Origin of the sequence: Halorubrum rarum (assembly GCF_048380895.1) — an archaeon.
Lineage (GTDB): Archaea > Halobacteriota > Halobacteria > Halobacteriales > Haloferacaceae > Halorubrum.
On record NZ_JBLWMN010000006.1, the window covers coordinates 209,762 to 234,795 of the forward strand.

A 25,034-nucleotide genomic window follows, 5' to 3' on the forward strand; every position below is an offset into this window, starting at 1 on the left:
TCGAGCTATCGGCGACTACGCTGTGGCAAGCAGTACCCCGCTGTCGAGTTCTCTCCCACCCGATCGCTCACCTTTTTCCGTGTGGGATCGAACGCCGAGGCATGACTGGCGCACGCGTCGGGTCGGGGCTCACCGACGAACAGCAGGCGGTCAGGGAACTCGTTCGTGAGTTCGCGGTCGAGGAGATCCGCCCCGTAGCTCGCGAGGCCGACGCCGAGGAGTCGTTTCCCGAGGAGGTGTGGGACGGGCTCGCGGAGCTCGGTATAACCGGACTCACGGTCCCGGAGGAGTACGGCGGCTTCGCCGCCGACGAGACGACGTACGCGGTCGTCAACGAGGAGCTCGCGTACGGCGCGCTCGCGGTCGCGACCGCCCTGTCGGTCCACTGTCTCGTCACGTCCTGTCTCGCCGAGTTCGGTACCGACGACCAGCGGGAGCGCTGGCTCCCCGAGATGGCCGACGGACGGCCGGTCGGTGCCTTCTGCCTCTCCGAGCCGCACGCGGGGTCGAACCCGGCGGAGATGTCGACGACGGCGACACGCGACGGCGACGAATACGTGCTGAACGGGACGAAACAGTGGATCACCAACGGTGAGCGGTGTGGGGTCGCGGTCGTGTTCGCGAAGACTGATCCCGCCGATTCGGGATCGATCACCCAGTTCCTCGTCCCGGCCGACGGCGAGGGGTTCGAGGTCGGCCCGAGAGAGGAGAAGCTCGGCCTCCGGGCGTCGGACACGACCTCGATCACGTTCGACGACTGCCGGATCCCTGCGGTGAACCGGCTGACTGCGGAGGGGGCCGGCCTGTCGGCCGCGTTCCGGATCCTGACGGGCGGCCGGATCGGCATCGCGGCGCAGGCGGTCGGGCTCGCGCAGGCCGCCTTCGACGAGGCGCGCGAGTACGCGGGCGAGCGCGAGCAGTTCGACCGCCCGATCGCCGATATCGGGGCGATCCGCGGGACGTTCGCGGAGATGTCGACCGGGATCGCCGCCTCCCGGCTGCTCGTTCGCGAGGCGTGTCGACAGGCGGAGGCGGGTGAGGACAACCGTGTCGCCGCCTCGCAGGCGAAGCTCTCGGCGTCGGAGACGGCGATGTCCGTGACGAACGAGGCCGTCCAGATCCACGGCGGGTACGGCTACACGACGGAGTTCGACGTCGAACGGTTCTACCGCGACGCGAAGATCACGGAGATCTACGAGGGGACCTCCGAGATCCAAAAGAAGATCATCGCCCGGGGCGTACTGGACGACCGATGACGTTCGATCCGAGCGAGTACGACGCCGTCGTGTATGACCTGGACGGGACCCTCGTCGACCTCGCGGTCGACTGGGACGCCGTTGCGGACGACGTTATCGCCGTCTACACCGACAACGCGATCAAACCGCCCGGCGACGGGCTCTGGGACCTGCTCGGCGCGGCCGACCAGTACGGGATCCGCGCGGACGTCGAGGCGGTGATCGGGTCCCACGAACGCGTCGGGGCACGCGAATCGACCCGGCTCCCGCTCGCGGACGTGCTCGCGGCGGGGGACCCGACCCGGGCGGCCGTCTGTTCGCTCAACTGCGAGGACGCCTGTCGAGTGGCCCTGGAAACGCACGACGTCGACGACGCCGTCTCGGCGGTCGTCGGTCGCGACACGGTCGACACGCACAAACCCGATCCGGAGTCGCTGCTCGCGGCGGTCGACGCGCTGGGCGTGGACGCCGCGAACGCCGTCTTCGTCGGTGACTCCGCGCGGGACGCCACCACCGCGGAGCGGGCGGGCGTGCCGTTCGTGTGGACCGCCGACGTGACCCAGGAGTAGCCGACGCGATCGACGGGGTGGAGCGAGGGGTGACGGAGTGAAGCGAGGGTCGATACATCGAAGCGAGAATCCACGAGCGCCCCGTCCTATTATACGAGGTCGCCTCGGCGACGGCTACACTGACCGTCCCCCGTCGCCCGCGCCGGTCCGTTTCGCGTACACGGCGGCGGCGACGGCCGTCAGGAACCAGATCGGCGCGCCGACCCGGATCGCGAACGCGGCTCGGGCCCCCCACGTGTCGAGCGTCACCTGCGTAGAGAGGAGCGCAACGATCGGGGCACCGATCAGGATGGTAACGACGAACGTCGTCTGCATCACCCAGCCGTAGTCGATCCCTTCGACCTCCGTTCGCTCGACGGGTTGCACGCGTCGACGTCGGTGGGCGATCGTCAAATCGGTGCCGGTCGCTCGGTCCGAGCAGGGTGGGACACGGAACGGTTGTTTCCGGTTCCCGTCGATTTTAACCGCGAGCGGTAGCCATACTCCGGGTATGACCACGACGCGGGGACTCCGGGACCGCGAGGGGCCGATCACGATGTTGACCGCCTACGACGCGCCGACCGCGGCGGTCGTCGACGAGGCGGGGATCGACGTCGTCCTCGTCGGCGACAGTATGGGCAACGCGACGATGGGGTACGACTCCACGCTCCCGGTGACGATGGCGGACGTGGCGAGTCGAACCGGGGCGGTCGCACGCGCGGTCGACGACGCCCTCGTCGTCGCGGACATGCCGTTCCTCTCCTTCGGCGTCGACGAGGCGGAGTCGGTTCGGAACGCGGGCGAACTGTTGAAGGAGGCGGACGCCGACGCCGTGAAGATCGAGAGCGGCCCCCACACGGTCGAAACCACGCGGCGCATGGTCGACGTCGGCATCCCCGTGATGGGACACCTCGGGCTCACTCCCCAGCACGTCAATCGGCTCGGCGGCTACACCCGACAGGGGACCGACAGCGACGCCGCGGCGGAGATCCTCGAACTCGCCCGCGACCACGAGGCGGCCGGCGCGTTCTCGCTCGTGTTGGAACACGTACCCGCGAACCTCGCGGCGAACATCACCGAGGCGATCGATATCCCGACGATCGGGATCGGCGCGGGACCCGACTGCGACGGCCAAGTGCTCGTGATCAACGACGTGATCGGGCTCGGCGAGTGGTCGCCACCGTTCTCCGAGCAGTTCGGCGACGTCCGGGGTGAGATGGAACGTGCGGTCTCGAAGTACAGAGACGCCGTCGAGAGCGGAGCGTTCCCCGCCGAGGAGCACTCACACGTCGAGGAGGGTGTCGACGACGTGTACTGATGGTCGGGTCGCTCGTCTCGAACCGACCCCGAGCGTAACGACCCGCACGCAACGACCCGCACCTAACGACGCGTTCCGTTAGGCCTTTGCGCCACCGGCTCGTTTTATAAGTCGATGGAGTATCTGGAGCGTCGGGTCGCGCTCGTCGACGAGCGGATCGAGGCGGTCATCGACGACGTCGAGCCCGACGAGCTGTCCGCGGAGCTCGAACACGTCGTGCTCGCCGGCGGGAAGCGCGTCCGCCCCGCGGTGACGATCCTCGCCTGCGAGGCGTTCGACGGCGACCCCGAGGACGCCGTCGACTTCGCCGCAGGGATCGAGTTCGTCCACAACGCCTCGCTCGTGATCGACGACATCATCGACCGGTCGGCGGTGCGGCGCGGAACGCCCTCGGCGTGGTCGGCGTTCGGGTACGGGCCCGCGATCATCACGAGCGACGGGCTGCTCGGCGAGGCGTTCGCGCTCTTTTCGACCGACCCGCAAGCGATGTCGATCGTTGCCGAGGCGATGATCGAGCTCGGGGAGGGCGAGGCGACGGAGCTCGCCGCGCGCCCGACGACCGAGGCGGAGTACATGGAGCTCGCGCGACGGAAGACGGGCGCGCTGTTTCGGGCCGCCGCGGAGTTGGGCGCGGTCGCCGGCGGCGCGGACCCGGACGCCGTCGAGTCGTTCGGCGAGTACGCGGAGCGGGTCGGCGTCGCGTTCCAGATGCGGGACGACGTCCTCGACGCGACCGCGGACGCCGACGATCTCGGCAAGCCGACCGGCCAGGACGCCGAGATGGATCGGCCATCCGTGGTGCAGGTGACGTCGTTGAGCCCCGAAGAGGTGAACGAACGTGCACGCACGCAGTCGGATCTCGCGCTCGATGCCCTCGACGACGCGAACCCGCCCGAGACGGAGGCGATCGAGTACCTCCGCGATCTCGCGGAGTTCGTCGTCGTCCGCGAGCGGTAAGCGCAAACGAACCATTAAGAAGGCTGGGACGTCCCATGGTCCGTATGAGCGAGCGCGCGCTAAACGAACGCTGGGACGACGTGTTGGCCGACGCGGACGCGACCGTCGCGGAGTACCGCGATCAGGGATGGGAGGCGATCGGCGTCCACCCGGGCGACGTAAACCCCGTCGCCGACGCCGGGCGACTCGACGTCCTCCTGCCGGGATCGGAGTTCGACGAGGTCCGCGACCGGATGGACGCCGTCGACATCGACACGTTCCGGGTGTACGCGGCGTATCAGAGCGGCGTCGGGTTCCGGCTCGTCGCCGCAGAGGACGCCGACAGTGGGTTCGCGCTGTGTATCCCGACGTATCTCGCCGATCCGGACGCCGAACCGCTGCGGCGCGCCGCGATGGAGGCGGGCGAGTTCATCATCCGGCTCCGCCCGCTCGACGACCGTGACGTCGTCGAACTCACCCTGTCCGACCCGGAGCCGTTTTTCGACGCGGAACCGGCGGAGTGAGCGGACGAGGGGGCGGCGGACGGGCTATTGATAACCACACTCATGAATATTCGTCGAACGTTCGACTTCGGAGTATTCATAGTTGTGTAATCACGATCATCGGTATGAACCGAGCCGAAAAGGCGGCCCTCCAGCTGCAGGCGGTCGCCGTGTTACGGATGTTAAAGGAGACGCGGACGTACGAGGAGCTGTCGGCCGTGACCGGGCTACCGGCGGGGGACCTGAACCGCTACGTGAACGGACACGTGTTGCCCGGCACGGATCGGGCACGGGAGGTCGTCGGCGGCGTCGGACGCGACGCGCTTGCCGACGAGCTGACGGCTCGCGTCGAGTTCGACGAGGAGGGGTACGTCGACAACTCCGGCGTCGTCTTCGACCAGTCGTTCCTCGATTTGGTCGCACCGGTCGCCGCCGAGACGTTCGCGTTCGAGTCGCCCGACGTCGTGTTGACCGCCGCCACCGACGGGATCACGCTCGGCGCGGCGATGGCCTCCTTTTTCGACGCACGGCTCGGGTACGCCAAGAAGTCGAAAGAGACAGCAGTCGAGGAGTTCATCGAGTCGCGTCAGCGGCTCGCGTCCGGGATCGAACTCACCTACTACCTCCCCGCGCGGGCGATCGACGAGGGCGACACGGTGCTCGTCGTCGACGACCTGATCCGGTCGGGCGAGACCCAGGAGCTCCTCTTGGACATCGCCCTCCAGGCCGACGCCGACGTCACCGGCGTGTTCACCCTCATCGCGATCGGCGACGAGGGGATGGGTCGCGCCCGCGAGCTCACCGACGCACCCGTCGGCGCGCTCGAGACGTTCGAGTAATGGGACCGAACGACGGCCACGGCCCCGTGTCGGCTCCGTCGGGAAACGCCTAAGCCGATCGCTACCCGCCTTCCGGTATGCAACCGATCTCGATCCTCGGTCCGGGAGCGACGACGCTCGCCGACGTGCTCGCGGAGCGAGTCGACGGACGGGTCGCCGTCGTCGTCCGTGACGAGGGAACCGACGACGGCGGGTTTCCGGTCGCAACCGACGACAGAGTCGACGGGGCCGGTGGGGACGACACCGATGCCGGCGGATCGGCCGATCCGGACCCCGTCCACGGCGACACGACGCTCGCGCTCGCGTCGGACGGCTCGTGGCACGGACGCGGGACCGTCGGCGGGTTCGATGACCTGCTCGACCGTCTCGCACCCGATCACGACTACCTCGTCGCCGTCGACTACGGCCGGCTGCGTGTCCCCACCGTGCTCCTCGGCGATGACCTCGACCCGGACGAGGTGCCCGGAACGGTCGTCGCGACGGCGACCGAACCGAGCGACGTCGATGTCGACACGCTCCTCGCCGACCTCGCGGACGCCGAACCGTGGATACCCCTCGAGAAACTCGTCGAACGGATCCGAACCGATCCCGGATCCGAACGCTCCGGGGCGATCGCGACGTTTACGGGACGTGTCCGGGCGAAGGACGGGCCCGACGACGACAGAACGACCCATCTCGCGTTCGAGAAGTACGAGGGAGTCGCCCGCGAACGGATGGACGACATCTCCGCGGAGCTAACCGATCGGGACGGCGTGTTCGCGGTCCGTATGCATCACCGGACGGGCGTTATCGAAGCGGGCGAGGACATCGTGTTCGTCGTCGTGCTGGCCGGCCATCGGGACGAGGCGTTCCGTACCGTTAAAGACGGGATCGATCGTCTGAAAGACGAGGTCCCGATATTTAAAAAGGAGACGACGGACGCCGAGGAGTTCTGGGTCCATCATCGGGAGTAGTCCGACCGTATCGCCGAGCCGGATCGCAACAACGTGTCCGTACTCACCAGCGTTCGTCCCGAGACGTATTCGTCGCCAGCGTTCGCCCGTGATCGGAGCGCGCACGGGTCGGATCCCGCATAGAAACCGGTCTTGTTCACTGCATTCTTCCGTACTACCGGATACTATCTACCGGTTCTCTCCGAGTATCCCTGTTGCTTTTTAACGGTTTAAATTGTCCTATAAAACGTCTAAAGGGATCTAAAAGAGTTATAAACGGTTCGGCTAATACCTTTCACCCCTCGTCGAACGCTGAAAGCCCCTGAACGCTGCCGAACGTTGTGGCCTTTATAACACCCTCCAGAACTGAACGGAGCATGTATCATGAGCGCGACTGCAAACCCCTCCACGACCGCCACCGCGACCGACGACCTCAGCAAGGAAGAGCGACTGAAGCGTTACCTGCTCGACCGCGCCGAGGACGGAGAGATGTACTTCAAAGGGAAGTTCATCTCCGACGACGTCGACCTCTCGCCGAAGGAGATCGGCGCGCTGATGGTGAACCTCAGCGAGTCGGCCACCGAACTCACCGTCGAGAAGTGGTCGTACACGGGCGCGACGACGTGGCGCGTCGAACCCGCGTAAGGCGATCTCCAGACCTGATTCAGGGCGCGTGCGACCGCGTCCCCGCTCACCGTACAGTACTCTCAATCCCCGCTCAACTCTCCAACCCGTTTCAACCACCTCGACCGGCCGATCGGCCGGTGGCGCGGGATTTATAGCCGCCCATGGCTAACGGCTGACGATGCCAGAACGCGAGGACGGGGCCACGTCGGTCGATCCCGACGTTCCCCGTCCGGAGCCGCTTCGAACGTTCTTCCGGATCGACGACGTGCGCCTCGATGACGGTCGCATCCGCTACGTCGGCGAGTCGTACATCCCCGAGCGGACGCTTCTCCGGAGGGTCGTTCCCACGTTTCGGGAGGCCGGCTACGACGTCGACCTCGAACGGACTGCGGGTGGTCACGTCCTCGTCGCGACGCCGTTCGGCCACGGCGAGGGTGAGATCCCGTGGGTGAACGTCACCCTGTTCGTTGCGACCGTACTCACGACGCTTTTCGTCGGCGCATACGGCTGGTACTACGTCCCGCTCGCGGAGATCCGGTCGAATCCGCTCACGATGCTGCAGGCGTGGCCGTTCACCGCCGCCGTGCTCGGCGTCCTGATGGTCCACGAGTTCGGGCACTACGCCGCGGGTCGGTACCACGGCGTCAACGTGTCGCTGCCGTACGTGATCCCGTTCGTCTTCCCGTTCGGGACTCTCGGCGCGGTCATCCGAATGCGCGGGCGGATGCCGTCCCGAAAAGTGTTGTTCGATATCGGTGCCGCCGGACCGATCGCCGGACTGATCGCGACCGTCGTCGTCACCGCGATCGGCCTCTCGCTCGATCCGATCCGCGTGCCCGCGGAGGTCGCCGCCCAGTCGGGGACGATGATCCGATTCAACAACCCGCCGCTACTGACGCTTATCGCCGACCTCCTCGGCCAGCAGACGTCGTACTCGGAGTCCGGCCTCTCCGCGCACCCGGTCGTTATCGGCGGCTGGGTCGGGATGTTCTTCACGCTGTTGAACCTCCTTCCCGTCGGCCAGCTCGACGGCGGCCACATGATCCGTGCGATGGTCGGTCCGCGTCAGGAGACGATCGCATCGTTCGTGCCGGGCTTCCTCTTCGGGATCGCCGCCTACCTCTACTTCTGGCGCGGATTCGGCCTCGACGAATCCGTCGGACTCTGGGCGTTCTGGGGCGTGTTCGCCATGGTGATCGCGTTTAACGGTCCGGCGAACCCGACCGACGAGGAGCGGCTCGACTGGCCGCGGCTTGCAGTCGGCGTCCTCACGTTCGTCGTCGGGGCGCTCTGCTTTTTGCTCGTTCCGATCGAGATCGTCAGCTCGTAGGGAGGAGACGACCCGCAGCTGGTGAGTACTCGTCGGTCGACATCGATCTCAAAAAAACACGTTTCAGGCGTCTGTTCCCCTTCTCGACGCGAGGGGGCGGAGATGCGCTCTAGGCGAGCTCGTCGATGTTCTCGACGATGGCGTCGGCGAACTCGCTGGTGGCGAGTTTCTCGCCGCCCTCGATCTGGCGGTGCAGGTCGTAGGTGACTTTGCCCGAGGAGATCGTCTCTTCGACCGCGTCACGCACGAGGTCCGCGGCGTCCGACCAGCCGAGGTACTCGAGCATTTCGCGGCCCGAGAGGATCATTGCAGTGGGGTTGACCTTGTCCTGGCCGGCGTATTTGGGCGCGGAGCCGTGGACGGGTTCCGCGAGTGCGCGGCCGTGGCCGCGGTTGATCCCCGGTGCGATGCCGAGGCCGCCGATCTGTGCGCCCGCCGCGTCCGAGAAGTAGTCGCCGTTCAGGTTCATCGTGGCGATCACGTCGTAGTCCTCCGTGCGCGTGAGCACCTGCTGGAGCATGTTGTCGGCGATGCGGTCTTTGACCACGACCGTTCCGTCCGGCTGGTCGCCGTCGTGCTCCTCCCAGAGGGCGTCCTCGGAGAGGACGTCCTCGCCGTACTCCTCGTCGGCGAGTTCGTAGCCCCAGTCGCGGAACGCGCCCTCGGTGAACTTCATGATGTTGCCCTTGTGGACGAGCGTGACCGAGTCGCGGTCGTTCGCGAGCGCGTAGTCGATCGCTTCGCGGATGAGCCGCTTCGAGCCGAACTCGGTGATCGGCTTGATGCCGATGCCGACCGGGCCGTCGTGGATGATGTCGTCGACGCCCATCTCCGCTTCGACGAACTCGCGGACCTGCTCGACCTCGTCGGTGCCGGACTCCCACTCGATGCCGGCGTACACGTCCTCGGTGTTCTCACGGAACGTGACCATGTCCATCGCCTCGGGGTTCGTGACGGGCGAGGGAACGCCGTCGAGATAGTACGTGGCGCGAACGTTGGCGTAGAGATCGAGCCTCTTTCGGAGCGCGACGTTGAGCGAGCGGAAGCCCGCGCCCACGGGCGTGGTGAGCGGGCCCTTGATGGCGACGCGGTGCTCGCGAATGGCGGACACGGTGTCCTCGGGCAGGTTCTCGCCGTACATGTCGCGAGCCGCACTCCCCGCGTACACGCGCATCCACGCGATCGACCGACCGGTCGCCTCCGCGGCCGCGTCCAACACCTGCTGGGCGGCCGGCCCCACGTCCGAACCGATCCCGTCGCCGTGAATGATCGGAATCACCGGATTCGACGGCACGTCCAACTCACCCGTCTCCTCGTCCGCCAGCGAAATCGCCTCACCCTCCTCCGGTACCGTAACCTTGTCGTAACTCATGAACGTTCGCGAGTTCTCGTACCGCCCTAAAGTGCCTGCCGCTTTGCCACCGGTCGACGTCGATACCGTTCGCGACTCACTCCGGGAGCACGGTCACGTCGAACCGGTCTCGCCAGCGATATCGGCGGCCTCCCCAGACGAACGTTCGCCGCATGAGCGCGTAGCCGAGCAACGGCGGCGCTGCGAGCACCGCGGGAACGGAAAGCAGGAACGACGCTCGATCGACGCCGAACCACGCGTACGTCCCCGCCGACACGGCCGTGAGCACCGCCGCCGTCGGGACCGGCGCGACCACACACAACACCGAGAGGACCACGGCGAGCACGACGTTCGCCGCGGCCGCCCGCGGCGCGTGGCGTCGGAGGATCCACGTGAACCGGACGAACCGTTCCAGCGAATCACGAACGGAGCCGCCCGCGGGAACGGTTCTGGTCCGCTTTACCGCCGTGACGTCGAGGTGTTCCGAGAGCGTCCCGTCGTCGCTTATCGTCCGCCTGAGGTCCGCGAGGAACGCGTCCTCGTCGAGGTCGTTCCGCTCGAAGACGACCGACCCTCCCCACGCGATCCCGCCGCGATCCACCGCCAGCGTCCCCCCGATGACGTACGCCGGTTCCAGCAGCACGCCGAGCGGATCGCGGCCGACGAACACCGGACACTCCGTCGTCGGGCCGTTGCGTTCGTACTCCGCGTGCAGTGCCGCGAGCCAGTCGGGAGGGTGATGGAAGTCGTCGTCGGTCCAGACGATCCGGTCGTGTTCGGCCGCCTCCATACCGGCGGCGATGGCGTTCGCCTTGCCCGAACAACCGACTGGTTCCCCGGCGAGGAGGAGAGTGACTCCATCGGGGAGGTCGCCGCGACGGTCCGCGATCGGGTCCGCCGTCGTGTCGGCGACGAGGAGGAGCTCGTCGTCCGCTCGGAGTCCCGCGGCGACCTCCGAGCACGCCTCAGTCCAGCGAACGGTCGGCAGGAGGACGGAGGTCGGAGGCGGCCCCATACGCGGTCCTCGTCGTGACGGCGTGAAAAAGTACCGTCGAGCGAGCGTCGACGATCGACCGGTTTCCCCTTTCGGCCTTCCCTTCCCGGTGGTTCCCCGACGCTTAAGCGGTCGCCGTCGGACACTCCCGTATGCGCGTTATCGTCCACGGCGGTGCCGGCGGCGTCCCCGACGATCCCATCCCTCGACAGTCGGTCCTCGACGAGGCGGCGGCGATCGGATCCGAAACCGACACGCCCCTCGACGCGGTCGAACGGGCGGTTCGGGTCCTCGAGTCGAACCCCCGATTTAACGCGGGCGTCGGCGGCGCGGTCCAGTCGGACGGCGTCGTCCGCACGGACGCGGGCGTGATGACCTCGGACCGCGAGATCGGAGCGGTCTGCTCGATGGCCGGCGTCGAGCACGCCGTCTCCGTCGCTCGGGTGGTCCACTCCGAGACTCCGCATATCTCCGTCTCCGGCGACCACGCCGTCGACCTCGCGGACGACTTCGGAATCGAGACCGACGTCGACCTACTGACCGACGAGACGCGCGAGCGCTACGAGGCCGAGGCCCCGCCGCAGGGCGGTTCCCGCGAGCACCTCGACTGGCTCGACACGCGGTTCGGGTCCGGTTCCGACCGGGCCGGCGACGGCTCCGACGGGACGGGAGCCACGAGACGAGCGGCTCCCGATCACGACACCGTCGGGGCGGTCGCGTCGGACGGCGAGTCGTTCGCCGCGGCGACGTCGACCGGCGGGCGTTCGTTCGCGCTCGCGGGTCGGGTCGGCGACGTCCCGCACGCCGGGTCGGGATTCTTCTGTACCGACGCCGGCGGCGCGAGCGCGACCGGTGCGGGCGAGGACATCGCGCGAGTCACCCTGACGGAGCGTGCGGTCCGCCGTCTCCAAGAGGGTGCTAACGCGGAGGTGGCCGCCAGACGGGCGATCGAGGAGTTCGAGGCGCTCACGGGGTCCGGGGCTGGCGTCATCGTCCTCGGCGAGGACGGGGTCGGCAGCGCGTTCAACACCGACGGGATGCAGACGAGCGTCGCGGTCGACCGGTGATCCGGAAGCGGACGTCCGCGCGGGCCGTCAGTCGTGTTCGGCGCGAGCGTCCTCGTACCACGCCGTGACCCGGCTCGGGTCGAGATCGAGCACGTCGGCGACGTGCTCGGGGTCCGCGGTCGCGAGGCTCCGAACGGAGGTGATGCCCGCGTCCGCCAGCAGCTCCGCTGCGCCCTCGTCGCCGTCGACGGCGGGCAGCGTCGAGAGCGGGGTCGGCTTCGAGCGCGATCGCCACGCCGCCTCCGCGGCGACCGGATCACCGCTTCCGTCGGCCGCCGCCGAGTCGGCCCCCGGTGCCGTTCCCGAAGCCGAAACCCAGTCGGCCTCGCCGTCAGCGTCCGTCTCGGCGTCGGAGACATCGGACCGCTCGGTCGACGACTCCCAGTCGCCGGCGCTGGCGGCGACCCACGCGGCCTCGTCGGTTCCGAGCCCGCGGACCTGCGTCGAGCGGCGGTCCAGTCCGTCGCCGGCCTCGAACGACCACGACAGCGAGTACTCGCGGCGGATCTTCGCCGCCACGCCGGGGTTGACACCCGCGTCGACGAGCCGTCGGTAGGAGACGCGCTTGTCGCGGACGTCCGCCGTCTCCAGTCCCGTCTCCGCGAACACCGCCGCGGTCGCCGGACCGACCCATCGGAGGTCACTCGGGCTCGACGACTCTGATGGACCCGACGGTTCGGGTCGTTCTGACCGCGACGACGACTCCGACGGCGATCCGTCGGTATCGAGGGTATCGCAGGTACCGCCGTCGTCGACGTCGTCCTCGCCCATTTCGGTCTCGTCTCGTCGTAACGCCGACCGGATACAAGAGCGTTCCCCCGCGTGTCATCGAGTCTGAGAATCGGAAGCGTCTCGGGACCCGATCCCGTGCGGTTCCGCAATACTTACCACTCGCGGCTCGGCAGCGGTTCACATGCGCGAGCTATCCGATATCGACGTCGTCGGGGTGGTCGGAGCCGGGACCATGGGACACGGAATCGCACAGGTGGCGGCGACCGCCGGCTACGACGTCGTGATGCGTGACGTCGAGCCGGAGTACGTGGATCGCGGACTCGACGCGATCGGAGCCAGCCTCGGTCGCCTCGCGGAGGCGGACCGGCTCGACGAGGCTCCCGACGCCGTCCGCTCGCGGATCGCCGGGACCACCGATCTCGCGGACCTCGCCGACGCGGACCTCGTCGTCGAGGCGGTCATCGAGGACCTGGCCGTCAAACGCGAGGTGTTCGCCGACCTCGACGAGTTCACCGACGACGACGTCGTGTTGGCGACCAACACCTCCACGCTGTCTATCACCGCCATCGCGAGCGCGACGGACCGCGCGAGCGACGTGGTCGGCCTCCACTTCATGAACCCCGTCCCGGTGATGGACGGCGTCGAGGTGGTCGTCGGCGAGCGCACCGCCGACGCGGTCGTCGAGTTCGCACACGCGTTCGCCGAGGACCTCGGCAAGGAGACGTGGGAGTCCGACGACAAACCCGGCTTCGTCACCAACCGGATCCTGATGCCGTGGATAAACGAAGGCGTCCGCGCGTACGACGAGGGCGTCGCCTCGAAGACGGACATCGATCGCGGGATGACGCTCGGCACCAACGTCCCCATGGGACCGCTGGAACTAGCCGACCACATCGGACTCGACGTGGTGCTCGACGCCAGCGAAACGCTCCACGAGGAGCTCGGCGACCGGTACAAGCCGGCGTATCTCGTGAAGCGCAAGGTCGTCGCCGGCGACCTCGGGAAGAAGACCGGACGCGGGTTCTACGAGTACGAATAGCTCGCTACGCCGCCGACTCCTCGCGGTCGTCGCTCGCCGTCCATCGCCGTGCACCGGGGAGGGACCCGACGAGCGTCGTCACGTAGCCGAACTTGAACAGACCGACCTGTGAGAGGACGCCGAGGACGAACACGGCGAGGAACGCGGGTGCAGTGATGTCGAACAGGATCGGATCGACGGTCAGGCCCTCGGCGGCAGCGCCGAACGCGGCGGGAGTGAGCGACCGCGACGCGAACGCGGCACCGATGAAGGCGGTCGAGACGACGAGCGTCGTCCGGGTGAGAACGAACCCGAACAGCGCGCCGACGGCGACGCCCGCGAGCGTCGCACCGACGAGCAGCAGCGTTCCCTCGATCCCCGCGGCGTCCGCGGCGTAGACGGGTCCGATCGCGAATCGACCCGCGAACCCGCCGACGATGCCGCCGATCACGAGCACGGCCACGGAGAGCCCGGCGTACGCGAGGAACCCGCCGACCGCGGCACCGAGGACGACCGCGCCGCCAGTGATCGCGAGCGCGTCGACGGCGACGAGGCCGACGAGGTTCGGCGCGACCACGTAGCCCGCACCCGCCCCGACCAGGAGCCCGGTCAGCGTGACGGCATACACGGACACGGCCGCGCCGACGAACGCGAGCAACAGCCCCGCGACGACCAATCCCGCGTCGAGTGGTGTAACCATGGGGAGAGGTGTACCGTGACCATACTTAAAACGTCGCGCTCCATCGGACCCCTCGAGGTCGGCGTCGGCGAGTTCGTCGGGCCCCTCGAGGTCGGCGTCGGCGAGTTCGTCGGGCCCTTCGAGGTCGTCGGCGGTAGATCTCCGGCCGCGAGTTCGTTGCAACCGTTGGTATCGCAGTCGACCGATCGCTGACGGATCGGTCACTTATCAGTCCTTTTCTCCTCGCTGACCGTCTCGGTAACGTCCGCGTCGGGCTTCGAGAGGTCGACGGGGTGGCCCGTGTGTCGGGCGTGAGTGCGGGCGAATCGCCGAGCGGGCCGCTCCGCGAGGAACCGGCTCCCGTCCGGACAGACCCGGCAGTCCGCGATCCACGGCGTCACGCCGTCCGGGTAGTGGCCGGTGTGCCGCTCGTGGTCCATCGCGAACTGCTCGACGGCGCGGTTTCCCGCGGCCAGTTCGTCGAGCTCGTACGCGAGGTCCCACTCGTGGTCGCACCGCGAACAGGCGACGGTCGGCACGTCGTCGACGGCGTCCGGATCGGTGAACGCGCCGCCGGACGGGTCCGCGGGGTCGCGCTCGGGCGGGACGTCCGGCACCCTCGGATCCGATCCGGGAAACGCCGGCAGGTCGTCACCGTCCGTCGGGTCCGACGCGTCGTCGACGCCGTCGTCCGATGGATCCTCTGACACGGTGTCACCCTCCGTCGGCCGTCCACTTAAGAACACGGCGTCGGTCACGGCGTCGGTCGCGGCGTCGGACACGACGGCGCTCCATCTCGCGCGGGTCGTTTCGACCTACCGCGCCCGACGCTCCGCCTGCCTGTCGACGTACCGGGTGTAGCCGCCCGCGGTCAGTCCGGCTCCGAGCATGACGAGCGTGAATCCGATGAGACGGGACGTTCCGAGCGTCATCACTGCGAGGATCACGCCGAAGAGGAACGCGAACACGCCGGCGACGACGAGTCCGGCGTCGAGCAGCGGCGACGGCTGCACGGTGTTGCAGTGCGGACAGATGCGTGCGTCGCTCGATATCGGCTCCCGACAGTCGATACAGCGGACGCGATCGCGGGTCACGTCCGGGCGTTCGGTCCTCGGTGACTTATAAACTTCAATCGACGAGACGGCCGGCGATCGATCCCGTCCTCCCCTGTGTTCGTTTCCGTCCTCCCCCGTGTTCGTCCCCGTCCTCTCCCGTGTTCGTCCCCGTCCTCTCCCGTGTTCTTCCCCGTCCTCTCCCATGTTCGTCTCCGTCCGGTCCGATCGGCTCGGCTTCCACTTCCGCCACGCGTGGCGTCTTTTTAAGGGTACGCGACCCCGAACGACGGACGATGGGCGGGAGGACTCTCCCCGGCGCAGGCGCGACCGACGAGGGCCCGGACCGGGTCGTGTTCCACGTCGACATGGACTGCTTTTACGCGTCCTGCGAGCGGCTGCGCGAGCCGGACCTCCGCGGGGAGCCGCTCGTCGTCGGCATGGGGTACGAACCGGGCGAGACGATCGGTGCGGTCGCGACGGCGAGCTACGAGGCGCGCGCGTTCGGGGTCGAGAGCGCGATGCCGATCTCCGAGGCGTTAGAGCTGCTCCCCCGACGCGCTGACGCGGCGACCGGGTCCTCCGACATCGACGCGTCCGACTCGGACGGACCACATCCGGAGGCATCCGACCCCGCCGGACCGGACCCGGACGAGTCGGGCCACTACCGCACGGTCGACCTCGACTTTTATAAGCAGGTCGCGGCGGACGTGAAGGCGGTCCTCCACGACTGTGCGGACGTCGTCCGCGAGGTGAGCATCGACGAGGCGTATCTGGACGTGACCGACCGGACGGCGTGGTCGGTCGCGAGCGACGACGGCGGTCCGGCTCCGAGCGCCGCCGCCGGGCCCGCGGACGCGAGAACCCTCGCGGAGGGATACGCCAGACACGTCAAAGCGCGCATCGAGCGCGAGGCGGGCGTCCCGGCCAGCGTCGGCGTCGCACCGAACATGTCGACCGCGAAGGTCGCGAGCGACGCCGATAAGCCGAACGGCCTCGTCGTCGTCCCGCCGGGCTCTATCGACCGGTTCCTCGCGCCGCTCCCGACCGCGGAGCTCCACGGCGTCGGCCCGGTGACGGAGCGGACGCTGTCGGAGCTGGGGATCGAGACCGCGGGCGACCTCGCCGAGGCGGACCCCGACCGGCTGGTGGCGGAACTCGGCGAGCGAGGCCGGGAGCTGTTCGACCGCGCCCGCGGCGCGGACGACCGCGAGGTGACGCCGACGGGCCTCCCGAAGAGCCTCTCGCGGGAGTCGTCGCTGTCCGCGACCGCCGAGGCGGAGCGCAAGCGGGAGACCGTCGCCGCGCTCGCCGCCGACATCGCGCGTCGCGCCCGCGAACGCGGCTGCCTGTACCGAACCATCGGGATCAAGGTCGTCGAACCCCCCTACGACGTCAACACCAGGGCCCGGAGCCTCCCCGGTCCCGTCGACGACCCGGATCTGGTCGAGGAGATCGCGCTCGACCTGCTGACGGAGTTCGAGGGAACGCGGGCCCGAAAGCTCGGCGTGCGCGTCTCGAAGCTCGACTTCGGCGAGAGCGATCAGGCGACGCTCGAGGGGTTCGACGGCCCGGCGGACGGGACGACCGACGCAAGCGGTCACCACGACTCGGACGCGGGAGACCACCACGGCTCGGGCAGGGGAGATCACTACGACCCGAACGACGGTCCGTCGGCCCGCCGGGGCACCCTCTCCGAGTGGACCGGGAAGGGGTTCGAGGCGGAGGAGACGGGCGAGGAGACGGACGAGGAGCGTTCGCAGGGCGCTCGGGACGGGCAGGCGTCGCTCGGCGACTGGGCGTGAGTCGACGCCTCGCGTCCCCGCTTGACAATCCTTAAGAGCGAGACAGGGCTAGCCGAGGCCAATGAGAGTCGTCGTTTCCATCGGCGGGAGCGTGCTCGCCCCGGATCTCGATCCGGACCGAGTCGCCGCCCACGCCGACGCACTCGAACGGTTGGCGGCGGACGGCTGTGAGCTGGGCGTCGTCGTCGGCGGCGGCGGCATCGCACGCGAGTATATCGGGGCCGCACGCGAACTCGGTGCCAACGAGGTCCAACTCGACCGCCTCGGGATCGGGACGACCCGGCTCAACGCCCGCCTCCTGATCGCCGCGCTCGGCGAGCGCGCGACCCTCTCGCCCGCCGAGGAGTACGACGAGGCCGCGGCGGCGCTCCGGCGCGGCGAGGTGTCGATCATGGGCGGCGTCATGCCCGGCCAAACGACGGACGCCGTCGCCGCCGCGTTCGCGGAGGCCGTCGACGCCGACCTGCTCGTGTACGCGACCAGCGCCGACGGCGTGTACGACGCCGACCCGAACGTCCACGACGACGCGAGCCAGTACGCCGAGATGACGCCCTCGGAACTGGTCGACATCGTCCTCCCGATGAGCCGCAACGCGGGGGCGTCCGCCCCCGTCGATCTGCTCGCGGCCAAGCTGATCGACCGCGCCGGGATCCGCTCCGTCGTCCTCGACGGGACCGATCCGGCGGTCCTCGTCGACGCGGTGCTGCGCGGTGAGCACACCGGGACCGATGTGGTCCCCGACGGTGCCGGCGAACCGAGCGACTGGACGGGAGAGCGATGAGCGACGAGTACGACCCACACGTCCTCTCGGGACGAGGCGTCACGGACACCGACGAGGCGGACGATGGAACGGAGGACACCGACGAGGCGGACGATGGAACGGAGGACGCCGAGTCCGACGGGTTCCACGCGTTCTGGGCCGACGTCATCGCCGACGAGATCGAGTCCCGAGACCCCGACGAGCCGATCGTGATCAAGGGCGGCGTCTCCCCGTCCGGAGTCGCCCACGTCGGGAACTTCAACGAGATCATGCGCGGCTACTTCGTCGCCGAGGTGCTCCGCGAACGCGGCCACGAGGTCCGACAGGTGTTCACCTCCGACGACAAGGACCCGCTCCGGAAGGTGCCCCGGAAGCTGGCCACCGCGGACGGCGAGATCGTCGGCCTCGGCGACGTCGACGCCGGCGCGCTCGGCCGGAACCTCGGGAAACCGTACACGGCCATCCCCGACCCGTTCGGGGAGGCGGAGTCGTATGCAGCCCACTTCGCGAACCTGCTGCACGCCGACGCCGAGCGGCTCGACGTCCCGGTCGAGATGGTGTCGAACACGGCGCTGTACGCGGACGGCGCGTTCGACGACGTGACGCGAACGGTGCTGTCGGACCTCGACGAGGTTCGAGCGGTGCTCTCGAAATACCAGGACAGGGTCGACGACGAGTACGTCCCCTTTAATCCCGTCTGTGCGGAGTGCGGGAAGGTGACCGAGACGGTGACCGCTGTCGACGTCGGGGCGGAGACGGTCGAGTACGTCTGTACCGACATGGACGTCGGCGACAACACGATCGAGGGCTGTGGCCACGAGGGGACCGCGACGTTCCGCGAGGGGAAGCTCCCGTGGCGACTGGAGTGGCCCGGCCAGTGGCAGGTGCTCGGCGTCGATTTCGAGCCGTTCGGCAAGGACCACGCGGAGGGATCGTGGCCCTCCGGTGTCGACGTCGCGCGCAGCGTGCTCGGCATCGAGCCGCCGGTGCCGATGGTGTACGAGTGGTTCACGCTGGACGGCGAGGCGCTCTCCTCGTCGTCGGGGAACGTCGTCACCGTCCCCGAACTGCTGGAACTGCTGGAGCCGGCGGTGCTCCGGTACTTCTTCGCGCTGCACCCGAAGAAGGCTCGCGACCTCGACATCGCCCGCCTCGATCGGCTCGTCGAGCGCTTCGATCGCTTCGAGCGGGCGTACTTCGGCGAGGTCGACGACGAGGACCTGACGGCGTTCGCCGAGCGGGCGTACCCGTTCGTCGTCGGTCGCGCGGACGACCCGCCCGCGGAGAAGCCCGTCCGGCTTCCGTACACGTTCGCGGCCGTGCTCGGCATGGTCGACGACGAGGCGCTCCGCGAGCAGCTCGCGCGCGACGAGGGACACGTTACCGACGAGACGCCCGAGTGGGCGGTTGCGGAGGCGCTCGCACGCGTCGAGAAGGCCAGGAACTGGGCCGAGCGCATGGACAACGAGTACAATTACCGGCTCCAGACGGAACTGCCCGCGGTCCGGTTCGACGACGACGTGGCGGCCGCGCTCGACGATCTGGCCGAGTTCGTCGCGGCCGGCCACGACGGCGAGGCGATACAGGCGGAGATGTACGAGACCGCTCGCGATCACGGCCTCGACGTTTCGGAGTTCTTCGAGGCGGGCTATCGCCTGTTCTTCGACGAGACGCAGGGGCCGAGACTCGGGGAGTTCCTCGGCGAACTGGAGCGCGAGTACGTCGTCGCCAGACTCCGTCGGGAGGCGTAGATGCCCGAGGACCGATCGCTCGACGAGTTCGCTGGTGTCGGGTCCGATGAGGCGGATGACGGGGTGACAGATGTCGAGGAGGAGGACGTCGAGGGGGCGGACGTCGAGGGGGCGGACGTCGAGGTGGGAGCTGACGCCGACGGTCCGGATCCGGGGACCGGAGACAGTACGGCTTCGATGGGAACGGACCCGGACACGAACGCCGCGCCGGCGGTGTCGACGTCGTCGTGGACGACGGACGGGGACGCGTGTGATCGCTGCGGGGACGCCGTCGAACGTCGCTGGCGCGAGGGAGAGTCGTTCGTCTGTATCGACTGCAAGGACTGGTAGTCGCCCGACTCCGCGACGATGAAGGTTTAATACGGACGCTCCGAACGGTTCGTTACGTTGCGTCGAAGGTCGTCTCAACGAAAACGTCAATGAAAAATATGGTCCGCGCGCTGTTCGATCGATCGCCCCTGGCGGTCGCGGGCGCGTATCTCTGTGTGGGCACGGCGTGGGTTCCGGCGGCGGATCTGGTGCTCGCCCTCGCAGTCGCGTCAGTGGATCCGATGTCGACGGTGCGGCTGTTGAACGGGTGGCTGTTCGTCGTCCTGTCTACGGGCATCGTCTACGTCACGGCGGCGTACCACTGTGGACAGGTCGACGACGCCCGTCGCGAACTCCAGACATCCAACCAGCAGCTCCAGGTCGTAAGCCGGGTGTTCCGGCACAACGTGCGAAACGACCTCAACGTCGTCCGGGGCTACACGGAGCTCCTCGCGGACCGGATCGACGACGAGCGGAGTCACAACTACCTCGAAACGATCCAAGAAACCACGGACGACGTGGTCGACATCAGCGAGAAGCTCCGGATCGTCGAGGACGCTCACTCGGGGCCGACCGACGAGCGGATCGATCTCGTCGAGGTGGTTCACGACGCCGTCGACGACGTCTGTGACGACGACGTCTCCGCGGCGGTCGAGACGCCTTCGGAGGCGTGGATCCACGGCAACCGGTCCGTGAGCTATCCGGTCCGTGAGGTGTTCGAGAACGCCATCGCACACAACGACAAATCGACCTGTCGGCTCGACGCTCGGATCAACGTCGAGGGGAACACGACGTGCCTGTCGGTCAGCGACAACGGACCCGGGATCCCTGACAGCGAGCGGGCGGTGTTGCAGGCCGAAGAGGAGACGCCGCTGTCACACGCCAGCAGCATCGGGCTGTGGCTGGTCAAGTGGCTGTGCGAGCTCCAGGGAGGGACCGTCGAGTTCGACACGTCCGACGACGGGACGACCGTCAGGCTTCGGTTCCGGACGGGAGCCGCGACTGACCACGCCGTTTCCGACGCTACCGGGACCCTGCGCGGAGGGAAAGACGAGTCGTGAACGGGCCGAAGACGCTAGTCGAGTTCGGTGATCGTCACCGCGTACACGGCTCCGCAGTTCCCACACTCGACGTGCACGCCGCGGCTCGTCTCCCCACGAGTGAACTCGGAGATGTCCTCCGAGCACGAGCACTCGAACTGTACGTTCATTGTCGAGTCTACGGCCAACCACTATATAAAAAGTCCGTCTCAATATCCAGATCTGAAAGTTGAAGCGGCGCGTGTCGCGTTTCAGTCGTCGTCGACGATCACTTCGACGGGACCGTCGTCGTCGGTCGCCGTTTCCGACACGCTCGACTTCTCCGCCTGCTGGCTCTGCCAGTAGAGCCCGCCGGCGACCGCGAGCACGACCCACGACCGCCAGTTGGCGAGATTGAGGCTGTAGCCGATCCCAAACGGCTTCTCGACGAGCATTCCCTCGTCGGGCTGCCAGTGTGCCGACAGCAGACGTCCGATGCTCGGTCGCTCGAAGTTGTACGGGATCCCGAAGATCTCACCGGAGGTCGGTTTGTCTTCCATACAGGTACGTCACGCGCCGGAACCATAAATCGTGGCGGCGGAAACTCGGCCGTGGTGGCGTGGGGACGACCGCCGAAGCTACCGATACCGCCCCCGCCGCTCGACGTCCCGAAGGCGTTCGAGCACCATCCGATCGCCGATCTCGCGGTACCCGTCCTCGAACGCCCCGATGAGCGGGCCCGGATCGGTCGCCGTCGCGGTGATCGACCCCTCGAACACGTGGAGATCCATCGCGTGGTCCTCCACGTGGCCGGTGTGGTAGCCGAGCCCGAAATCGATGAGTCGGACGTCGGTATCGACGGGGCCGTCGTCGCCACCCCGATCGGCATCGTCGTCGCTCCGATCGGTGTCGTCCTCGATTCGGACGTTTCGTGTCGTCGGATCGCCGTGGACCATGCCCGCGCCGTGGAGACGGGCCAGATGGCGTCCGACCGCCGCGGTCCGCGCGGTCGACAGTCCCCTGGCGAGGTCACGGTCGCCGACGTGCTGGAGGATCAGCGTCGCGTTCGGGACGTCGACGTCGTACACGAGCGGGGTCGGGACGCCCGCCCGCCGCGCCTCGCTGGTGAGTCGCGCCTCCGAGACGGTCCGATCCCGGCGGATCGTCCGATCCAACTCTGGATGGCGGTACGCCTTCCTGAGCCGTCGTTTGATCACCCGATCGGCCCGCACCTCGACGACGGCCTCCGCACCGCGTTGGTCCCCGTCCGTACCGCTCGGTGCACCCGCTCCGCTCTCGATCACTGAGTTCGCGTCCGCGCGCCAGGTGACCTCCACCTGATCGGGACGAAAGTTCGGGTCGACCGGCGACTCGCGGATCGGGAGCGTGTCGCCCGCCGCCGCCATCTTCGCGCCCAACACGGCGATCATCCCGGCGTTGTCCCGGAGGTACTTCGGCTCCGGCGCGTAGAAGTCGGCTCCCCGCTCCGCACACATCGACTCCAGCATCTCCCGGAGCCGGGCGTTCTGTCCGACGCCGCCGCCCAACACGAGCTCGTCGGCTCCCGTCAGTGACAGGGCCCGCTCGGACACCTCCGTCAGCATCGCGAACACGTGCTCTTGGAGCGCGAAACATATCTCCTCGACGGGGACGCCGTCGTCGTACGCGTCGTTGGCCGCTGAGCTGATCCCCGAAAACGAGAAGTCCATCCCTTTGACGACGTACGGGAGATCGAGCAGGTCGCCACCGTCCGTCGTCGCGTCGCGAGCGTCATCCGCCGGCCCGACCGCCGCCTCCGCCTCCGCGGCCGCGGCCTCCACTTTCGGGCCGCCGGGGTGGGTCCACCCGACGTGTCGCGTGAACTTGTCGATCGCGTTGCCGACTCCCGCGTCCATCGTCTCGCCGAGCACGCGGTACCGACCGTCGTGATAGCCGAGCAGGTGGGCGTTCGCTCCGGAGGCGTTCAGACACACCGGGTCCTCGAAGGTCGACCGGTGGCGGCCGATCTCCAGGTGCGCGACCATGTGGTTGACGCCGACGAGCGGCACGTCGAGCGTGCCCGCAAGCGCTCGCGCGGCGGTGCCGACCGTGCGGAGACAGGGGCCGAGTCCGGGGCCCCGAGAGAAGGCGACGGCGTCGATCGCGTTCGGGCCGTACTCCGCCTCGGCGCGGTCGAGGACGAGACTCACGACCTCGGGGATCGCCTCGGTCATGTGCTCTGCGGCCTCGCGCGGATGAATGCCGCCGCTGTCCGGTTCGTAGGGGTTCGATTCGATAACGGTGTGGTCCGTCTCGGAGTCGTGGAGCGCGGCACTCGCACACCACGCCGTTCCCTCGATTCCGAGAACGAGCATTCAGACGGCCGCGATCAGGCTTCTTCCGCGGCGGCGTCGTCGTCCACGCCGATCTTGTTCCGTTCGAGCATGTGGTCCTGCTCGACGTCGATCGCGTCGGCGGCGGAGTCGTACACCTTCGCGTAGCCGACGGTCTTGCGCATGCCGAACTTCGTGTTCAGTTCGTGTACGACGACCTCGTCGGAGGACTTGTCGAGCTTGGCGGCGAGCGAGTCACGAACGGAGAGCCGGGAGGGCGTCGCGTCCTCGTGAGTCGTCTCGAATCGGATGTCAGTGCGGTGCAACATGGGGTTCTCCTCCTCGGAGATGATATCGACGTCCATAGTTCAGTTATAGGTAACTCCCCGCGAAAGCTGTAAAAGGATTTCGAAGCGGGGGTCACGGGTGCTGTGCGACCCGGTCGGTCGCGCCGTGTCGGCCGGCTCGTCTCGTCCCAACTCGTGTCTCCCCACCCGAACTACGCGTCGGGATCGACGCCCAACGCTCGATAGGCGGCGTCGACGTCACCCTCCATGGCCTCGAACAGCTCGCGTGCATGCGCTCGCGACTCGGGCGTCACCGCGACCCGGACCATCCCCTCGCCGGGCTGGCCGTACACGACGCTCGCACCGTCGGGAGCGGCGACGATCGCGGGGAGCGTGGCGAGATCCTCCTCGCCGGTCACGTCAATGATCGTCGGATCCGCGGCGTCGAGCGCGGTGCGGAGCGCTTCGAGCAGCTCAGCCGTCAGCTCAGCCGGCGGGTTCTCGACGGCGACCCGCCGCTCGTCGGCCGCCGCGAGCGTCTCATGGATCTCCGATCGAACCGCCTCGCGTTCCGTCCGCCCGTCCACGAGCGCGACGTCCGGGACCCGTCCCGCCCTGCGGAGGTGGTAGGTGACGACGTCGCCGACGGCGACGATGGGGGCGTCCGCGGCGTCGTACGCCGTCCGCGTGTCCGCCGCGGCGGCGAGTAATGCGTCCGCGTCGGTCGTGACGGGGCCGAGCGGCTCCTTGAACGCACCGCGGAGGGAGTCGGGGAGCGTGAGCATGGCTGGTGTGGGTCGCGACCTACCGGACCTTCAGCGCGTACGATCCGGGCTTCGAGACGTTCATCTCGTTGGCGATGTCGCTCTCCTCCGGGTGCGTGATGATGACGTAGCCGGCCCAGTCCTCCGTCAGCGACGAGGACCCGCAGTGTTCGCAGGTCTGGGAGTCCGGATCGTTCACGAGATGGCACTCCCGACAGGCGAGCCGATCCTCGGCCATCAGTCGTCCTCCGCGGCCGTGCCGCTCTCGGCGCGACGGCGACGGTCGCTCTCGAGCCAGTCGTGTTTGCCGAGCCCCGGCTGTTTGGCCGTCAGGCCGATCTTCGAGTCGCGCGGGTTGCGCTCGTCGATGCTCTTCGTGACCACCCGGACGCGGACGGCGTCGTCGACGCCGAGCGTCTTATCGGAGTCCGAGGAGGCGAGCTGCTGGTTCGCCCCGTCGAACGTGAGGTACTCGTCGGTGATCTGTGAGACGTGGAGCAGCCCGTCGACCGGGCCGATGCCGACGAACGCGCCGAACTCGACCGTCTCGACGACCGTTCCGTCGACGACCTCCTGCATGTCGGGGTCGAACGTGAGCGCGTCGAACTCCACCTCGTAGTAGACGCCCGGGCGGTTGTGCAACACCGCGCCGTCGCCGATGTCGTGGACGTCGATGACGCTCACCACGCTTCCGACGTCCTCGTCCATTCGTCCTTCCAGTTTGTCCTGTAGCAGGGCCTTCACTCGCTCGTCGGTGACGTCCGCCAGGTGCTTCGGCGGGACCTCGACCGTGTCCTTGAGTCGAACTCGTTTGTACATGTGCGTTTGTTGTCTGCGTCCGTTGTTGTCTGTGTTCCCGTTCGCCC

29 protein-coding genes and 1 pseudogene are annotated in these 25,034 nt (G+C 68.2%); 16 read left to right on the forward strand and 14 right to left on the reverse strand.

Features of this window, described 5'->3' with window-relative positions:
• Positions 1-101: 101 nt before the first annotated feature.
• Together ACNSN7_RS06945 and ACNSN7_RS06950 are read left to right on the forward strand one after the other, a co-directional pair.
• A complete protein-coding gene (locus tag ACNSN7_RS06945; protein WP_418281545.1) occupies positions 102-1,256 on the forward strand; it encodes an acyl-CoA dehydrogenase family protein in 1,155 nt (384 codons plus the stop codon).
• Positions 1,253-1,804: an HAD family hydrolase gene (locus ACNSN7_RS06950; protein ID WP_418281546.1), complete on the forward strand. Its 552-nt coding sequence runs from the start codon at positions 1,253-1,255 to the stop codon at positions 1,802-1,804. The genes ACNSN7_RS06945 and ACNSN7_RS06950 overlap by 4 nt, the downstream gene beginning before the upstream one ends.
• A 126-nt stretch (positions 1,805-1,930) precedes the next feature.
• Here the strand turns inward: ACNSN7_RS06950 and ACNSN7_RS06955 are convergent.
• Positions 1,931-2,170, reverse strand: a pseudogene (locus ACNSN7_RS06955) (DUF5822 domain-containing protein); the annotation flags it as partial.
• A gap of 124 nt (positions 2,171-2,294) precedes the next feature.
• On the opposite strand from ACNSN7_RS06955, the gene panB reads away from it, so the two are divergent.
• The 7 genes from panB (at position 2,295) to ACNSN7_RS06990 (ending at position 8,268) form a co-directional block, all read left to right on the forward strand.
• Entirely contained in the window at positions 2,295-3,101 is an 807-nt protein-coding gene (gene panB / locus ACNSN7_RS06960; protein ID WP_418281547.1) for a 3-methyl-2-oxobutanoate hydroxymethyltransferase, read from the forward strand.
• Positions 3,102-3,215: 114 nt separating this feature from the next.
• A complete protein-coding gene (locus ACNSN7_RS06965) occupies positions 3,216-4,058 on the forward strand; it encodes a polyprenyl synthetase family protein (RefSeq protein ID WP_418281548.1) in 843 nt (280 codons plus the stop codon).
• 44 nt (positions 4,059-4,102) lie between these two features.
• Positions 4,103-4,561: a DUF7529 family protein gene (locus ACNSN7_RS06970; protein ID WP_418281549.1), complete on the forward strand. Its 459-nt coding sequence runs from the start codon at positions 4,103-4,105 to the stop codon at positions 4,559-4,561.
• 104 nt (positions 4,562-4,665) lie between these two features.
• Positions 4,666-5,379: a phosphoribosyltransferase family protein gene (locus ACNSN7_RS06975; RefSeq protein WP_418281550.1), complete on the forward strand. Its 714-nt coding sequence runs from the start codon at positions 4,666-4,668 to the stop codon at positions 5,377-5,379.
• Between the two features lie 77 nt (positions 5,380-5,456).
• Positions 5,457-6,332: a molybdopterin synthase gene (locus ACNSN7_RS06980; protein ID WP_418281551.1), complete on the forward strand. Its 876-nt coding sequence runs from the start codon at positions 5,457-5,459 to the stop codon at positions 6,330-6,332.
• A 363-nt stretch (positions 6,333-6,695) separates the two neighbouring features.
• On the forward strand, positions 6,696-6,956 hold the full coding sequence (locus ACNSN7_RS06985; protein ID WP_418281552.1) for a DUF7123 family protein: 261 nt from the start codon (positions 6,696-6,698) through the stop codon (positions 6,954-6,956).
• Positions 6,957-7,116: 160 nt separating this feature from the next.
• Positions 7,117-8,268, forward strand: a complete 1,152-nt coding sequence (locus ACNSN7_RS06990; protein WP_418281553.1) for a site-2 protease family protein — start codon at positions 7,117-7,119, stop codon at positions 8,266-8,268.
• 109 nt (positions 8,269-8,377) lie between these two features.
• Here the strand turns inward: ACNSN7_RS06990 and icd are convergent, their stop codons facing one another.
• Positions 8,378-9,640 (reverse strand): isocitrate dehydrogenase (NADP(+)), encoded by a 1,263-nt coding sequence (gene icd / locus ACNSN7_RS06995; RefSeq protein ID WP_418281554.1) that lies wholly within the window; start codon positions 9,638-9,640, stop codon positions 8,378-8,380.
• 76 nt (positions 9,641-9,716) lie between these two features.
• Entirely contained in the window at positions 9,717-10,634 is a 918-nt protein-coding gene (locus ACNSN7_RS07000) for a glycosyltransferase (protein ID WP_418281555.1), read from the reverse strand.
• A 131-nt stretch (positions 10,635-10,765) separates the two neighbouring features.
• Here ACNSN7_RS07000 and ACNSN7_RS07005 point away from each other — a divergent pair, with 131 nt between their 5' ends.
• A complete protein-coding gene (locus ACNSN7_RS07005; protein ID WP_418281556.1) occupies positions 10,766-11,680 on the forward strand; it encodes an isoaspartyl peptidase/L-asparaginase in 915 nt (304 codons plus the stop codon).
• A gap of 27 nt (positions 11,681-11,707) precedes the next feature.
• Here the strand turns inward: ACNSN7_RS07005 and ACNSN7_RS07010 are convergent, their stop codons facing one another.
• A complete protein-coding gene (locus ACNSN7_RS07010; protein ID WP_418281557.1) occupies positions 11,708-12,451 on the reverse strand; it encodes a DUF7409 domain-containing protein in 744 nt (247 codons plus the stop codon).
• 142 nt (positions 12,452-12,593) lie between these two features.
• Between ACNSN7_RS07010 and ACNSN7_RS07015 the strand changes: the two genes are divergently transcribed.
• Positions 12,594-13,451: a 3-hydroxyacyl-CoA dehydrogenase family protein gene (locus tag ACNSN7_RS07015; RefSeq protein WP_418281558.1), complete on the forward strand. Its 858-nt coding sequence runs from the start codon at positions 12,594-12,596 to the stop codon at positions 13,449-13,451.
• Positions 13,452-13,455: 4 nt separating this feature from the next.
• On the opposite strand, the gene ACNSN7_RS07020 is transcribed toward ACNSN7_RS07015, so the two are convergent.
• The 3 genes from ACNSN7_RS07020 to ACNSN7_RS07030 form a co-directional block, all read right to left on the reverse strand.
• Positions 13,456-14,130: a phosphate ABC transporter permease gene (locus tag ACNSN7_RS07020; RefSeq protein WP_418281559.1), complete on the reverse strand. Its 675-nt coding sequence runs from the start codon at positions 14,128-14,130 to the stop codon at positions 13,456-13,458.
• Positions 14,131-14,330: 200 nt separating this feature from the next.
• Positions 14,331-14,726 (reverse strand): DUF8062 family protein, encoded by a 396-nt coding sequence (locus ACNSN7_RS07025; protein ID WP_496923305.1) that lies wholly within the window; start codon positions 14,724-14,726, stop codon positions 14,331-14,333.
• A gap of 198 nt (positions 14,727-14,924) precedes the next feature.
• The gene (locus tag ACNSN7_RS07030; RefSeq protein ID WP_418281560.1) at positions 14,925-15,203 is read right to left on the reverse strand and encodes a zinc ribbon domain-containing protein; all 279 of its coding nucleotides are present in this window, start codon (positions 15,201-15,203) and stop codon (positions 14,925-14,927) included.
• Positions 15,204-15,457: 254 nt separating this feature from the next.
• On the opposite strand from ACNSN7_RS07030, the gene ACNSN7_RS07035 reads away from it, so the two are divergent.
• From ACNSN7_RS07035 to ACNSN7_RS07055, 5 genes are all read left to right on the forward strand, one after another.
• Positions 15,458-16,966 carry a DNA polymerase Y family protein gene (locus ACNSN7_RS07035; protein WP_418281561.1) on the forward strand — a complete coding sequence of 503 codons (1,509 nt, stop codon included), beginning with the start codon at positions 15,458-15,460 and terminating at the stop codon, positions 16,964-16,966.
• A gap of 61 nt (positions 16,967-17,027) precedes the next feature.
• A complete protein-coding gene (gene pyrH / locus ACNSN7_RS07040; protein WP_418281562.1) occupies positions 17,028-17,747 on the forward strand; it encodes a UMP kinase in 720 nt (239 codons plus the stop codon).
• Positions 17,744-19,477, forward strand: coding sequence for a lysine--tRNA ligase (gene lysS, locus ACNSN7_RS07045; protein ID WP_418281563.1), 1,734 nt, complete (start codon positions 17,744-17,746; stop codon positions 19,475-19,477). Before pyrH ends, lysS begins: the two co-directional genes overlap by 4 nt.
• Complete coding sequence (locus ACNSN7_RS07050; RefSeq protein WP_418281564.1) at positions 19,478-19,807, forward strand: DUF7573 domain-containing protein; 330 nt, start codon at positions 19,478-19,480, stop codon at positions 19,805-19,807.
• Between the two features lie 89 nt (positions 19,808-19,896).
• A complete protein-coding gene (locus ACNSN7_RS07055) occupies positions 19,897-20,847 on the forward strand; it encodes a sensor histidine kinase (RefSeq protein WP_418281565.1) in 951 nt (316 codons plus the stop codon).
• 14 nt (positions 20,848-20,861) lie between these two features.
• Here the strand turns inward: ACNSN7_RS07055 and ACNSN7_RS07060 are convergent, their stop codons facing one another.
• The 7 genes from ACNSN7_RS07060 to ACNSN7_RS07090 all read right to left on the reverse strand — a co-directional run bounded on the left by ACNSN7_RS07060 (position 20,862) and on the right by ACNSN7_RS07090 (position 24,987).
• Positions 20,862-20,996 (reverse strand): hypothetical protein, encoded by a 135-nt coding sequence (locus ACNSN7_RS07060; protein WP_418281566.1) that lies wholly within the window; start codon positions 20,994-20,996, stop codon positions 20,862-20,864.
• 81 nt (positions 20,997-21,077) lie between these two features.
• Positions 21,078-21,365: a DUF5808 domain-containing protein gene (locus ACNSN7_RS07065; RefSeq protein WP_418281567.1), complete on the reverse strand. Its 288-nt coding sequence runs from the start codon at positions 21,363-21,365 to the stop codon at positions 21,078-21,080.
• 78 nt (positions 21,366-21,443) lie between these two features.
• Complete coding sequence (locus ACNSN7_RS07070; protein WP_418281568.1) at positions 21,444-23,159, reverse strand: bifunctional N(6)-L-threonylcarbamoyladenine synthase/serine/threonine protein kinase; 1,716 nt, start codon at positions 23,157-23,159, stop codon at positions 21,444-21,446.
• A 14-nt stretch (positions 23,160-23,173) separates the two neighbouring features.
• Complete coding sequence (locus tag ACNSN7_RS07075; RefSeq protein ID WP_418281569.1) at positions 23,174-23,482, reverse strand: 30S ribosomal protein S24e; 309 nt, start codon at positions 23,480-23,482, stop codon at positions 23,174-23,176.
• 134 nt (positions 23,483-23,616) lie between these two features.
• A complete protein-coding gene (locus ACNSN7_RS07080) occupies positions 23,617-24,189 on the reverse strand; it encodes a GTP-dependent dephospho-CoA kinase family protein (protein ID WP_418281570.1) in 573 nt (190 codons plus the stop codon).
• Between the two features lie 19 nt (positions 24,190-24,208).
• Positions 24,209-24,406: a transcription elongation factor subunit Spt4 gene (gene spt4, locus ACNSN7_RS07085; RefSeq protein WP_418281571.1), complete on the reverse strand. Its 198-nt coding sequence runs from the start codon at positions 24,404-24,406 to the stop codon at positions 24,209-24,211.
• Positions 24,406-24,987 (reverse strand): DNA-directed RNA polymerase, encoded by a 582-nt coding sequence (locus tag ACNSN7_RS07090; RefSeq protein WP_418281572.1) that lies wholly within the window; start codon positions 24,985-24,987, stop codon positions 24,406-24,408. Before ACNSN7_RS07090 ends, spt4 begins: the two co-directional genes overlap by 1 nt.
• Between the last annotated feature and the right edge of the window lie 47 nt (positions 24,988-25,034).

Coding starts and splice junctions, on each gene's coding strand:
- ACNSN7_RS07035 (WP_418281561.1), top strand. CDS start 15,458: ATGGGCGGGAGGACTCTCCCCGGCGCAGGCGCGACCGACGAGGGCCCG.
- panB (WP_418281547.1), top strand. CDS start 2,295: ATGACCACGACGCGGGGACTCCGGGACCGCGAGGGGCCGATCACGATG.
- ACNSN7_RS07005 (WP_418281556.1), top strand. CDS start 10,766: ATGCGCGTTATCGTCCACGGCGGTGCCGGCGGCGTCCCCGACGATCCC.
- ACNSN7_RS06945 (WP_418281545.1), top strand. CDS start 102: ATGACTGGCGCACGCGTCGGGTCGGGGCTCACCGACGAACAGCAGGCG.
- spt4 (WP_418281571.1), bottom strand. CDS start 24,406: ATGGCCGAGGATCGGCTCGCCTGTCGGGAGTGCCATCTCGTGAACGAT.
- ACNSN7_RS07080 (WP_418281570.1), bottom strand. CDS start 24,189: ATGCTCACGCTCCCCGACTCCCTCCGCGGTGCGTTCAAGGAGCCGCTC.
- ACNSN7_RS07090 (WP_418281572.1), bottom strand. CDS start 24,987: ATGTACAAACGAGTTCGACTCAAGGACACGGTCGAGGTCCCGCCGAAG.
- ACNSN7_RS07075 (WP_418281569.1), bottom strand. CDS start 23,482: ATGGACGTCGATATCATCTCCGAGGAGGAGAACCCCATGTTGCACCGC.
- ACNSN7_RS07055 (WP_418281565.1), top strand. CDS start 19,897: ATGAAAAATATGGTCCGCGCGCTGTTCGATCGATCGCCCCTGGCGGTC.
- icd (WP_418281554.1), bottom strand. CDS start 9,640: ATGAGTTACGACAAGGTTACGGTACCGGAGGAGGGTGAGGCGATTTCG.
- ACNSN7_RS06965 (WP_418281548.1), top strand. CDS start 3,216: ATGGAGTATCTGGAGCGTCGGGTCGCGCTCGTCGACGAGCGGATCGAG.
- ACNSN7_RS07065 (WP_418281567.1), bottom strand. CDS start 21,365: ATGGAAGACAAACCGACCTCCGGTGAGATCTTCGGGATCCCGTACAAC.
- ACNSN7_RS07050 (WP_418281564.1), top strand. CDS start 19,478: ATGCCCGAGGACCGATCGCTCGACGAGTTCGCTGGTGTCGGGTCCGAT.
- ACNSN7_RS06950 (WP_418281546.1), top strand. CDS start 1,253: ATGACGTTCGATCCGAGCGAGTACGACGCCGTCGTGTATGACCTGGAC.
- ACNSN7_RS06975 (WP_418281550.1), top strand. CDS start 4,666: ATGAACCGAGCCGAAAAGGCGGCCCTCCAGCTGCAGGCGGTCGCCGTG.
- pyrH (WP_418281562.1), top strand. CDS start 17,028: ATGAGAGTCGTCGTTTCCATCGGCGGGAGCGTGCTCGCCCCGGATCTC.
- ACNSN7_RS07020 (WP_418281559.1), bottom strand. CDS start 14,130: ATGGTTACACCACTCGACGCGGGATTGGTCGTCGCGGGGCTGTTGCTC.
- ACNSN7_RS07010 (WP_418281557.1), bottom strand. CDS start 12,451: ATGGGCGAGGACGACGTCGACGACGGCGGTACCTGCGATACCCTCGAT.
- ACNSN7_RS07015 (WP_418281558.1), top strand. CDS start 12,594: ATGCGCGAGCTATCCGATATCGACGTCGTCGGGGTGGTCGGAGCCGGG.
- ACNSN7_RS06990 (WP_418281553.1), top strand. CDS start 7,117: ATGCCAGAACGCGAGGACGGGGCCACGTCGGTCGATCCCGACGTTCCC.
- ACNSN7_RS06985 (WP_418281552.1), top strand. CDS start 6,696: ATGAGCGCGACTGCAAACCCCTCCACGACCGCCACCGCGACCGACGAC.
- ACNSN7_RS06970 (WP_418281549.1), top strand. CDS start 4,103: ATGAGCGAGCGCGCGCTAAACGAACGCTGGGACGACGTGTTGGCCGAC.
- ACNSN7_RS07070 (WP_418281568.1), bottom strand. CDS start 23,159: ATGCTCGTTCTCGGAATCGAGGGAACGGCGTGGTGTGCGAGTGCCGCG.
- ACNSN7_RS07060 (WP_418281566.1), bottom strand. CDS start 20,996: ATGAACGTACAGTTCGAGTGCTCGTGCTCGGAGGACATCTCCGAGTTC.
- lysS (WP_418281563.1), top strand. CDS start 17,744: ATGAGCGACGAGTACGACCCACACGTCCTCTCGGGACGAGGCGTCACG.
- ACNSN7_RS06980 (WP_418281551.1), top strand. CDS start 5,457: ATGCAACCGATCTCGATCCTCGGTCCGGGAGCGACGACGCTCGCCGAC.
- ACNSN7_RS07000 (WP_418281555.1), bottom strand. CDS start 10,634: ATGGGGCCGCCTCCGACCTCCGTCCTCCTGCCGACCGTTCGCTGGACT.